Here is an 11,435-nt window from a genome sequence, read left to right on the forward strand (position 1 = left end):
CTGAGGTCAAATGTGGGAGGGGCGTGCCCCCTCCCACACTGACCGAGTAAGACCTTAGGCCACGGGTTGCTCCTGCAGCCAACCACCCTCGATCCGCACATGCCGCTCATGGAAACGCTTGAGGCTGCTGCGATGTCCGACACTGACGATGCTCAGCCCCGGCAATTCATCGATCAACGCTTGATACAGCGTCGCCTCGTCCTCTTCATCCATGGCAGAGGTCGCTTCATCCATGTACAACCACTGCGGCGCGAACAACAAGGCGCGGGCGAATGCCAAGCGTTGTTGCTCGCCCGGTGAGAGCATGCGTTGCCAATGATTGGCTTCGTCCAGGCGCACGACCAGGTGCGCCAAGCGGCACGTTTGCAGGACCTGTGCATAACGTTCCGGCGAGTAGACGCTGTCTTCCTGTGGGTAACTCAACACGGCCTTCAGTGTGCCGATCGGCAGGTAGGGCTTCTGCGGCAGGAACAGGTAACGCTTGGCCGGCAGGCGAATGCTGCCGTGACCCGCCGGCCACAGATGGCCCATCGCGCGCAACAAGGTACTTTTGCCGCTGCCGGAACGGCCGCTGAGCATGACGCGCTGGCCCGGCTCAACGATCATGTTGGCGTCGGTCAGCAAGTGGCGACCATCGCCCAGGTTCATGCCCAAGCCTTGCACCACCAGGCGTTCACCCTGCGTGCTCACATCGATGGCTGCCGGGCGTTGCTCGTTTTCAGTCATGGCCTGCTGAAAGCTCAATAGACGGTCGCTGGTCGCGCGCCAGCCGGCGAGGTCGGAATACGCGCTGATAAACCAGCTGAAGTTGCCCTGCACGTTGCCGAATGCGGAGTTGATTTGCATCAACTCGCCCAGCTCGATCTTGCCGGCGAAATACCGCGGCGCCGCGACGATAAACGCAAAGACGATTGCAATCTGCTCATAGCCGGCGGTGAAAAACGTCAAACGCTTGGACACTTTCATGATGTCCCAATAGTTATGCCAGACCTTGCCGAACCGCGCGCTCAGACGCTGCTTCTCGTTAGGCTCGCCGTTGTACAGGGCGATGCTTTCGGCATTCTCCCGCACCCGCACCATGGAGAAACGCAGGTCCGCTTCGAAACGTTGTTGCTGGTTACTCAAGCCGATCAAACGACGCCCGATCAGGTGCGTCAGCCAACTGCCGACAGCGGCGTAGAGCAACGCGCACCAAAACATATAGCCGGGAATGGTGATGCCGAACACATCAATGCTGCCCGACACGCCCCACAAAATCACCGAAAACGACACCAGGCTGACGACATTGCGCAACAGCCCAAGGCCCAGGCTCAGGGTGTTGGAGGTAAAGCTGTTGAGGTCTTCGGAGATCCGCTGGTCCGGGTTATCGGTGTAGCCGCCCTGCTCCAACTGGTAGTAATTTTTGTCGCCCAGCCAACGTGCAAAGTGCTTGTCGGTAAGCCACGCACGCCAGCGAATAGTCAGCATCTGGGTCAGGTAGAGGCGGTACACCGCGCCCAGAATCGCCACCGTGGCGATACCGCAGAAATAGACGATCTGCTGCCAGAACGCAGCGGTGTCCTTTTTCTCCAGGGCGTTGTAGAAGTCCTTGTACCAATGGTTGAGCCACACCGAAATGGCCACGCTGAACAGCGACAAACCAATCACCACGGCCAGCAGCAGCCAGGCCTTGCCCTTCTCTTCACTGCGCCAGTAAGGCGTGATCATCGCCCAGGTTCGGCGCAAGAATTGCCCACGCACTGCGTCATTGACCGCGGAGTACTCAGCGTTCTGATTCATCGTTCAGGCTCGGTAGGAAAGAAGTGACAGGCGTTTGAACCGATCATAATTGATCGGTTCAGGGCTCCGTGCGGCCTGAAGCGGGTCGTTCAGCCTAGGTTCAGCGTCGTACCGGACGTTTTTGCAACTTGCGTTGCAGGGTGCGGCGGTGCATGCCCAGGGCACGCGCGGTGGCGGAGATATTGCCTTCGTGTTCGGTCAGCACGCGCTGGATGTGTTCCCACTGCAAGCGGTCTACCGACATTGGGTTTTCCGGCACCAGGGTGTCGAGATCGGCGTGCTCGGAAAGCAAGGCGGCCAGTACATCATCGGCATCCGCCGGTTTGCACAGGTAGTTGCAGGCGCCGCGCTTGATAGCCTCGACGGCGGTGGCAATGCTGGAGTAACCGGTGAGGATCACCACGCGCATTTCCGGGTCCAGTTCCAACAACTTGGGCAGCAGCACCAGGCCGGAATCGCCGTCCATTTTCAGGTCGAGCGCGGCGTAGTCCGGCAGGTCGGCCTGGGCGATGGTCAGGCCTTCTTCGGCGGAACCGGCGGTGCTTACACGGAAACCGCGACGGCTCATGGCGCGCGCCATCACGCGGGTAAAAGTGGCGTCGTCATCTACCAGCAACAGGTGCGGCAGTTCTTCGCCTTCGACTTGGATCTCGTCACTCATCGATATCTCCTCGTGCGACACGGGGCAGGCGCAGCTCGGTGAGCGTGCCACCTTCCTCATGACTATAGAGCTTCACTGAGCCGCCCGCGCGGGTCACGCTGGCCTTGCTCAAAAACAGGCCCAGGCCGAAACCTTTGCCCTTGGTGGTAAAGAACGGCTTGCCGATCTGCTCGGCAATGGCCAGCGGCACGCCGGCACCGTGGTCGCGAATGCTGATGGTCACGTTTTCCATATCCCAGTCCAACTGCACGCCCAGACCTTCGGGGCAAGCGTCGGCGGCATTGTTGAGCAGGTTGAGCAGCGCCTGGGTCAGGTCCGGCGGCGGTGCCATGCGCGGCACGGTACCCTGCCCCAGCAGATGGAAGCGGTAGCTGGCCTCGGGACGCATCAGGTGCCAGCGGTTCAGGGCCTCATCGAGCCAGTGGGTGACGTCCTGCATCTCCACCGCCAGGCGGCGATTGGCTTCGGCGGCACGCACCAGTTGCTGCAAGGTTTGCTTGCATTGCTTGACCTGCTCGCGCAATACGCCGAGATCTTCTTGCAGGACGGGGTCGTGGTGGTCCTGCGTCATTTCGTTGAGCAAAACGCTCATGGTGGCCAGCGGCGTGCCCAACTCGTGAGCGGCACCCGCGGCCTGGGTGGCGACGGCCAGCAGTTGCTGGTCACGCAGCCCCTCTTCACGGCGGATAGCGCGCAGTTCTTCCTGGCGGCGCAGCTCTTCGGCCATGCGCGCCGCAAAAAAAGTGATCACGGCGGCGGACAACGCAAAACTCAACCACATCCCATAGATCTGCAGGTTTTCTCGGGCGATGGGAAACGTCTGCAACGGATAGAACTGGGCCAACAACAAGGTATACAAGGTCAGCGCGATGCCTGACAGCACCACCGAATAGCGCCACGGCAACGTCACCGCAGCGATGGTCAGCGGCACCAGGTAATACGAAACGAACGGGTTGGTGGAACCACCGGAGAAATACAGCAACACACTGTGGATAAATAAGTCGCAAGCCAATTGCAGGGCATATTCCAACTCGGTCACCGGCCAGGTGGTGCGCAACCGGATCGCGGTAAACACGCAAAGCACGGTGGAGAACCCGAGGGTAACGCCCAGTGGCAGCCAGGGCAGCGGCAGCAGGTCGAACCAATAGGCAAGCCCCACCGAACCGGCCTGTGCGGCCAGTACCAGGGTACGAATGAACGTCAGGCGCCAGAGGTTCTGGCGGGTGGCGGAAGTCAGTTTTACGGCGGCGAGCATGAGCTCTCCCGGTGGGCGCTGCTAGCAGATCGGCAGGAGTATAAACGAAGCAGGCCTGCCGGCACGGCGTGTGTGGCTCTTTGCCGCAGGCCACCCAAATGACCGCTCGTCGCCGCCCAGACAATTTGTAGCTGATGTGTAAACCCGAAGAACCCGACGTTACCGTCTACAGTCATACCGATACGAACCGCCCAAGGAGCTTCCATGTCACGTTTCACTCGCAATGCAGCCATCATCACCCTCAGCGTCGGCACCCTGGCCAGCGTTCCGGCACAGGCTGGCGATGACCTTCATTACAACCAGATCTCCCTGCGCGCCGAAGCCAGCCAGGAAGTGGCCCGCGACAAGATGATCGTCACCCTCTACACCGAGTCCCAGAACGCCGACCCGGCCAAGCTCGCCGCCGAAATCACCACCACTCTCAACAAAGCCCTGGGCCAGGCCCGCGAAGTCAAGGCCGTGACCCTGCGCCAGGGCAGCCGTAACAGCTACCCGATCTACGACAACAAGAACCAAAAGATCACCGGCTGGCGTGAGCGCGCCGAACTGCGCCTCGAAAGCGCGGATTTCCCGGCGTTGTCCAAACTCACCGGCGAACTGCTTAACACCCTGAAAATGCAAAACATGGATTTCGCCATCGCCGACGCCACGCGCAAAGCCAGCGAAGATGCCCTGCTCAAGGACGCAGTCACTGCATTCAAAGCCCGTGCGCAACTGGCCACCGACGCGCTGGGCGGCAAGGGCTACAAGATCGTCAACTTGAACTTCAATACCAATGGCTACCCACAACCTTACGCCCGTGGGGCGATGATGATGAAAGCGGCGGCCATGGAGGACTCGGCGATCCCTGAGGTCGAGGCCGGTACCAGCCAGGTCACGATGTCTGCCGATGGTGTGATCGAAGTTATTCAGTAGTTTTTTCACGGATAAAAAACGGCGCGACCTCAGGTCTGCGCCGTTTTTTTTCGGCTGTGCAATCGCAACGTTTGGTCATTAATTGCGACGTTTATGCGGGAATCCTGGCGGCGGTTTTCAACACATACATACAGTCCCGCCTGACAAGGAGCGTGCAGCGGGGATGTATTCAGATCACCGCCGAGGAGCACCCACATGACTATCCGCCCCACACACCGCTTGCGACCCGCCGACTCAAAAAACCATCGTGTTTCAAACGCTCCGACAATAAGGAACCGAGGATGAATATAAATCCGAGTCCTTATGTGGTCGGCGCCCATTCACCCGCGCATAGCCGCCCTCCTCGATCGATTGATGAATCAGCCTCTGCCGATAACCAGCTGCCGGGCCAGGTAAATCGTGCAGAGGACAAAACGATCGGGCTTGGGCAAAAGCCGCCTCCAACGCCTCGGCACACAGCTGAATCGGCCCCCTACAACGCCACGATTTACGGTTCGAACACCGCGATGGCGCTGGATGCGAGCGTGTCCATTCATCAGCGGGAGCAGCGTATCGGTGCTTATGCCGATCGCGTAAAAACGCAGATCCGGAATATAGAAAGCGGCAGCGAAGGCGAAAGAAACGTTAAGTTCCAACGCGCACGCCAGTTCATGGAACCCGCAGGGTACTTCAGCGGGGGGTTATTGGCTGCGGGGGTCGACCCGCACGAAAAGATCACAGTGACATTTACTTCCTATACGGGCTTGGGCAAACCAGAACATCTTACCGACACCGAAAAGCGTACTTATTTTGCTTGGGAAATCGCAGCGGGTGCGTTTGCTCACGACAAAGTAGAACGCGGCGGCCCGCTCAATTTTCATTTTATGGAAATCGACGAAATAGACCGGGGCAAGGTCAACGATCTGGAAACCATCGGTAAGAAACTTCAAGATCATTGGGAAAAAGAGATAGCGACACCAATGCGGAACGCCTCGGGCGTCATTGCGCGACGCTCAGGAAAATCGGATGCCTATGTATTAAAGGGCAGTTTACAAAGCCTCGCTAACAACAAGGACAGCTTTGAAAAGCTCAGTGCGCAAGCCCAAGCGGCAGTCAAGCGAACACTGGAGCAGAACGGCCAAGTTATCATTCCCAATATTTATGGCTACCCACTGGCGGATTATGCATTTGTTCCTTATACGCCCTATGACGGCAATTACAGGAATAGGCCTAATCAAGGCCTGATGATCGACTTACGACATGGCGCCGCCTATGAAATACATGGCGATAAGGGTTTTGTCGATTGGGCTAAAAACAATCGCAACCACCTGCAACTCAGCTTCAATGCCAGTGACCGGCAAGGAGGCCATGACGCCCATTGGCCAAAGGCTGGCGAGGTTCTTGATAATTTAATCGCCGACAATCACGCCACTTATCCTGGGTATCAAAACTTCCTCAAGGACCAGGCCATACCGATCCGGGAAACCTTTAATTACACCCGCGGGCGACACGCCGACTATCGGTTGAAATACGCCAACGTGGATAAAGTTGCCTCCCAATACCAGGCTCAGAACGCCAAAAACGCGGTATGGAACGACCAGACCGAGGTCTTTGGTTCTTCACAACAAAGCTGGAAGGCCGCAAAGGAATTTTGGGGCAATACCTTCGGCTACCTGCCCGTGGTTGGCAACGCCGGCAACATCGTCTTCGGCGTGCACGATGGCATCTATGGCATGACGGCCGAGGATCGCGTTGGCGGCAATGCCGCAGCCGTCATCTGCAGCCTGCAGCTGGTGCACGAGGTCGCAACCGCAGGGGCAGAGCGTGGCCTGGGCAGTGTCCCGGTGGCCCCCGACAACAGCGACTTCAGATGGCGGCTAAATCCGCAGACGAGCGATTTTGAACTGGCGCGCGTCCCCGAAACGTTGAACAACCGCGATCTGGCCTCAACCACACCCAAGGCAGCGCCTGATGTAGAACCCACCAACGAGCCCGCGCAATCCTTCCCGGGTATGCGGGAAATCGAGTTCAAGGATAAAAAATATTTCGTCGCTGATAAGCCTGATGCCAGCGACGGCGAGCATTACTTATTGCGCGTCAGGGACCCGGCTGACCCGTCGAAACTGGCGCACAGCGCAATTGTCGCCAAGCCTGACGAAGCCGGGGTCTGGCAACGACGAGGAATAGAGGGCGGCGGCATATGGCCTTGGAGTCGCGCACCTTCGAGCCCCCCCACAGAGAACGTGAAGATTCAGCCACGGCTTTCCGACGGATTCGATGTACTGGGCGATCCCAAGACCAGCGGTGCCGATCGTTTTGACAAAGTCTTTAACTACAACAGCAATACCATTTACGAGCAATCGATCAGCAACTTCAACGACGGGGACGTTCTTAAACGCAAGCTCAATGTTTCCTGGAGCGTTGCAGAGGACAACTTCGAGGTTTCTTCCAGCGAAAAAGCGCAGCACAACGAGCACAGTGAAACGCCCTACTCACAGAACTTTCTCAAGGATTTGAACCGTGACCGCTACACCGTCCAAATAAAGCAACCCGACGGTTACACCACGGTAAAACTGGACGCCTCGGGAAAAGCTGATGGTGAAACACTGGCCCTGCGACTCAAGCAATTTGAAAGTGCCATTCCCGACCCCCTCTTGCGCTCGCGCATCTCCGAAGTCGCGCATCAGGGCAGTGTAGCGCCCACAGCGGTCGAGTTGAAAATCAACCAATTACAGGAACATGTGGGATTTCGGGGCAAGGACACTCACTACATCATTACTTATGACCCACAAACACCTACGGCCCAGGTCAAACTGGAGGCTGACATCAACTTACTCGACCTCGATAACGATGCGGCGCCCATACCCGATATGGAGGTCACCGCGCGTCGAACCTTCGATATCGCAGAAACCAATGAACTGAACGAAGACGCAAACCCTTACGCCATTAATAAAAAGGCACCGTTCACCCTGACGGCGTCGAGCATCGTCGATCTAAAACAGTAACCACGCCTTCCTGATACAACATAACGGCGGTAACCTCGGTGACCGCCGTTTTCGTTTGAGCAGCCTTTATATACCTGCCCTATCAGGAGTCTCCATGGACAGAATCGCGTTGAAACCGCTCCTCCTCGCCGCCGGGCTGCTGGCGTTCATGCCGATGGCCCACGCCGCCAGCACCCTGGTCTATTGCTCTGAAGCCAGCCCCGCCGGTTTCGACCCGAGCCAGTACACCAGCGGCACCGATTTTGATGCGTCGGCCGAAACCGTGTTCAACCGCCTGACCCAGTTCAAGCGCGGCGGCACCGAAGTCGAACCCGGCCTGGCGACACGCTGGGAGGTGTCCCAGGACGGCCTGGCATACACCTTCCACCTACGTGATGGCGTCAAGTTTCATACCACTGACTTCTTCACCCCTACCCGCGATTTCAATGCGGACGATGTGCTGTTCACTTTCAACCGCCTGCTGGATGCCGACAGCCCGTTCCGCAAGGCCTACCCGTCCGAATCGCCGTATTTCACCGACATGGGCTTGAACACTACGATCAAGAATGTCGAAAAACTCGACGACCACACCGTGCGTTTCAACCTGAATAACGTCGACGCCGCCTTCGTGCAAAACCTGGCCATGAGCTTCGCCTCGGTGCAATCGGCCGAATACGCCGCGCAATTACTCAAACAGGGCACGGCCTCGGACATCAATCAGAAGCCGGTGGGTACCGGGCCATTTGTGTTCAAGCGTTACCAGAAGGATTCGCAGATTCGTTACTCGGCCAATAAACAGTACTGGAAGCCCGAGGATGTGAAACTCGACAACCTGGTGTTCGCCATCACCCCGGATGCGGCGTCGCGCCTGCAGAAACTCAAGGCCGGCGAATGCCAGGTCAGCGGCTACCCACGCCCCGCCGACATCGAGGTGATGAAACAGGACCCGAACCTGCGCGTGCAGCAGCAGGCCGGGTTCAACCTGGGCTTTTTGGCCTACAACGTCAATCGCCCGCCGCTGGACCAACTCAAGGTGCGCCAGGCACTGGACATGGCCATCGACAAGCCGGCAATCATCAAGGCCGTGTACCAAAGCGCCGGACAATTGGCGCAGAACGCCCTGCCACCGGCGCAGTGGTCTTATGACCCGACCATCAAGGACGCCCCATACGATCCGGCCAAGGCCCGGGCGCTACTAAAAGAAGCAGGGGTTGCACCGGGGACCACCATCAACCTATGGGCAATGACCGTACAACGCGCGTCCAACCCGAATGCGCGCATGTCGGCCCAGATGATCCAGCAGGATTGGGAAAAGATTGGCATCAAGGCCAATATCGTCAGTTATGAGTGGGGCGAATACATCAAGCGCGCCAAAAATGGCGAGCACGACACGATGATTTACGGCTGGACCGGCGATAACGGTGACCCGGATAACTGGCTCGGCGTGCTCTACAGTTGTGCCGCGGTCAAGGGCAGCAATTACGCCAAATGGTGTAACCCGGCGTACGACAAGCTGGTTCAGCAAGCCAAGCTGAGCAGTGACCGCGAGCAACGCATAAAGTGGTATCAACAGGCGCAAAAAATCCTTAAGGAACAGGTACCTATAACGCCTATTGCGAACTCGACGGTTTTCCAGCCCCTGCGCAAAGAAGTGAAAGATTTCAAGATCAGCCCCTTTGGGCTGACGCCGTTCTATGGCGTGAGTCTAGATAAGTAACAAACACGCACCAACCGAGTGCGCCAGACGCCTCGGTTGGGCTGTTTTAGTGCGCTGTTTGCACCTAAAAAACCCTCAAAATGTACGTAATTATGTCGAAACTTTCATAATTGCGACATTCCTGTACGTTCGTCCCACTCTTTGCGCCTTGCACCGGTTCAGCATCTTGCAATGGGTATGGCGCCTGCATAAGTATCCGCAGGCCGACTCACGAGGTCGCCCTCACCACCAAAAATGACAACAAATCATGAGGCCAACATGCTTAAACACGCAGTCCTTCCGTTATTAGTGAGCGCGGGCCTTATGGCCGCAGCCCCTTTTGCCCAAGCGGCAACTAACCTGGTGTTCTGCTCCGAAGGGAGCCCGGCCGGTTTCGATCCAGGCCAGTACACCACCGGAACAGACTTCGATGCCTCGGCCGAAACCATGTTCAACCGTCTGAGCCAGTTCGAACGTGGCGGCACCGCCGTTATTCCGGGCCTGGCCACCAGCTGGGACGTGTCCCCGGATGGCCTGACGTACACCTTCCACCTGCGCGAAGGCGTCAAGTTCCATACCACCCCGTACTTCAAGCCTACTCGTGAATTCTCGGCTGACGACGTACTGTTCACCTTCAACCGGATGATCAATAAAGACGATCCGTTCCGTAAGGCCTACCCCACCGAGTTCCCGTACTTCACGGACATGGGGATGGACACCAACATCAAGAACATCGAGAAAATCGACGAGCACACCGTCAAGTTCACCCTTGGCACCGTGGACGCAGCCTTCATCCAGAACCTGGCAATGAGCTTCGCGTCGATCCAGTCGGCTGAATATGCCGCCCAACTGTTGAAGAACGGCACGCCACAGGACATCAACCAGAAGCCGATCGGCACTGGCCCGTTCGTATTCAAGAGCTACCAGAAAGACTCGAACATTCGCTACACCGGCAACAAGGACTACTGGAACCCTGCCGATGTGAAGATCGACAACCTGATCTTCGCCATCACCACCGACCCGTCGGTGCGTATCCAGAAGCTCAAGAAAAACGAATGTCAGATCACCCTGTTCCCACGCCCGGCCGACCTGAAGGCGCTGGGCGAAGACAAGGACCTGAAACTGCCGCACCAGGCCGGTTTCAACCTCGGTTATGTGGCTTACAACGTGATGGACAAGGTCAAAGGCGACGACAAGCCCAACCCACTGGCTGACCTGCGCGTTCGCCAAGCGTTGGACATGGCGGTGAACAAGCAACAGATCATCGACTCCGTTTACCAAGGTGCGGGCCAGCTGGCGGTCAACGCCATGCCACCGACCCAGTGGTCCTACGACACCACCATCAAGGATGCCAAGTACGACCCGGAGAAAGCCAAGGCGCTGCTCAAGGAAGCCGGCATCAAGGAGGGCACCGAGATCGTGCTCTGGGCCATGCCGGTTCAGCGTCCGTACAACCCGAACGCCAAGCTGATGGCTGAGATGCTGCAGAACGACTGGTCCAAGATCGGCCTGAAGGTCAAGATCACCAGCTATGAGTGGGGCGAGTACATCAAGCGTTCCAAAGGCGGCGAGAACCAGGCCATGATCATTGGCTGGAGCGGCGACAATGGTGACCCGGACAACTGGCTGAACGTGCTGTTCGGCTGCGATTCGCTGAACGGCAACAACTTCTCCAAATGGTGCGACAAAAAATTCGATGGCATCGTGAAAGAAGCCAAGGCTACCTCGGATGTCGCCAAACGCACCGAGCTGTACAAGCAGGCGCAACATATCCTCAAAGATGCAGTCCCGATGACACCTATCGCGCACTCGACGGTGTATCAACCCATGCGCACGACCGTGCAGGACTTCAAGATCAGCCCGTTTGGCTTGAATTCCTTCTACGGCGTGAGCGTAAGCGGCAAGTAAGGACCACTGGCGGCGACGTTTCCTAACGTCGCCGTTATTGCATCCGCCAGGCCCGTATGAAACAGACCACGTTCGCAGTCGCTGCTTCCTACAGAAATGAACTGCGGTACGCGACTCCGTTGCCTACAGGGTCAATCCTATTTGGCGCATTTACTGCGAAGTCCTCGGCCCATAACGTCGTAGGACAGCAGAGGCTTCAATTTGGGAAAGGCACTTGCTGTGCGTGGGATCAGTGATGTCCTCCTGGCCGAAAGCCAG

At 57.6% G+C, this 11,435-nt stretch carries 7 protein-coding genes; 4 read left to right on the plus strand and 3 right to left on the minus strand.

Annotation, left to right across the window (positions count from 1 at the left end; genetic code table 11):
- Nucleotides 1-54: 54 nt before the first annotated feature.
- From AB4N98_RS08370 to AB4N98_RS08380, 3 genes are all read right to left on the minus strand, one after another.
- Nucleotides 55-1,779 carry an ABC transporter ATP-binding protein/permease gene (locus AB4N98_RS08370; RefSeq protein WP_065877299.1) on the minus strand — a complete coding sequence of 575 codons (1,725 nt, stop codon included), beginning with the start codon at nt 1,777-1,779 and terminating at the stop codon, nt 55-57.
- Between the two features lie 100 nt (nt 1,780-1,879).
- Nucleotides 1,880-2,440, minus strand: a complete 561-nt coding sequence (locus tag AB4N98_RS08375) for a response regulator transcription factor (RefSeq protein ID WP_003171731.1) — start codon at nt 2,438-2,440, stop codon at nt 1,880-1,882.
- Nucleotides 2,433-3,695 (minus strand): ATP-binding protein, encoded by a 1,263-nt coding sequence (locus AB4N98_RS08380; protein WP_017530125.1) that lies wholly within the window; start codon nt 3,693-3,695, stop codon nt 2,433-2,435. The genes AB4N98_RS08375 and AB4N98_RS08380 overlap by 8 nt, the downstream gene beginning before the upstream one ends.
- A 204-nt stretch (nt 3,696-3,899) precedes the next feature.
- Here AB4N98_RS08380 and AB4N98_RS08385 point away from each other — a divergent pair, with 204 nt between their 5' ends.
- From AB4N98_RS08385 to AB4N98_RS08400, 4 genes are all read left to right on the plus strand, one after another.
- A complete protein-coding gene (locus AB4N98_RS08385; protein ID WP_065877300.1) occupies nt 3,900-4,610 on the plus strand; it encodes an SIMPL domain-containing protein in 711 nt (236 codons plus the stop codon).
- A 281-nt stretch (nt 4,611-4,891) separates the two neighbouring features.
- Nucleotides 4,892-7,594 carry a hypothetical protein gene (locus tag AB4N98_RS08390; RefSeq protein ID WP_460149365.1) on the plus strand — a complete coding sequence of 901 codons (2,703 nt, stop codon included), beginning with the start codon at nt 4,892-4,894 and terminating at the stop codon, nt 7,592-7,594.
- A gap of 94 nt (nt 7,595-7,688) precedes the next feature.
- The gene (locus tag AB4N98_RS08395) at nt 7,689-9,290 is read left to right on the plus strand and encodes an ABC transporter substrate-binding protein (RefSeq protein WP_460149367.1); all 1,602 of its coding nucleotides are present in this window, start codon (nt 7,689-7,691) and stop codon (nt 9,288-9,290) included.
- Nucleotides 9,291-9,548: 258 nt separating this feature from the next.
- Nucleotides 9,549-11,177, plus strand: a complete 1,629-nt coding sequence (locus tag AB4N98_RS08400; protein WP_017530129.1) for an ABC transporter substrate-binding protein — start codon at nt 9,549-9,551, stop codon at nt 11,175-11,177.
- The last annotated feature ends 258 nt before the right edge of the window (nt 11,178-11,435 follow it).

This window comes from Pseudomonas sp. S3_E10 (genome assembly GCF_054667615.1).

Coding starts and splice junctions, on each gene's coding strand:
- AB4N98_RS08370 (WP_065877299.1), bottom strand. CDS start 1,779: ATGAATCAGAACGCTGAGTACTCCGCGGTCAATGACGCAGTGCGTGGG.
- AB4N98_RS08375 (WP_003171731.1), bottom strand. CDS start 2,440: ATGAGTGACGAGATCCAAGTCGAAGGCGAAGAACTGCCGCACCTGTTG.
- AB4N98_RS08380 (WP_017530125.1), bottom strand. CDS start 3,695: ATGCTCGCCGCCGTAAAACTGACTTCCGCCACCCGCCAGAACCTCTGG.
- AB4N98_RS08385 (WP_065877300.1), top strand. CDS start 3,900: ATGTCACGTTTCACTCGCAATGCAGCCATCATCACCCTCAGCGTCGGC.
- AB4N98_RS08390 (WP_460149365.1), top strand. CDS start 4,892: ATGAATATAAATCCGAGTCCTTATGTGGTCGGCGCCCATTCACCCGCG.
- AB4N98_RS08395 (WP_460149367.1), top strand. CDS start 7,689: ATGGACAGAATCGCGTTGAAACCGCTCCTCCTCGCCGCCGGGCTGCTG.
- AB4N98_RS08400 (WP_017530129.1), top strand. CDS start 9,549: ATGCTTAAACACGCAGTCCTTCCGTTATTAGTGAGCGCGGGCCTTATG.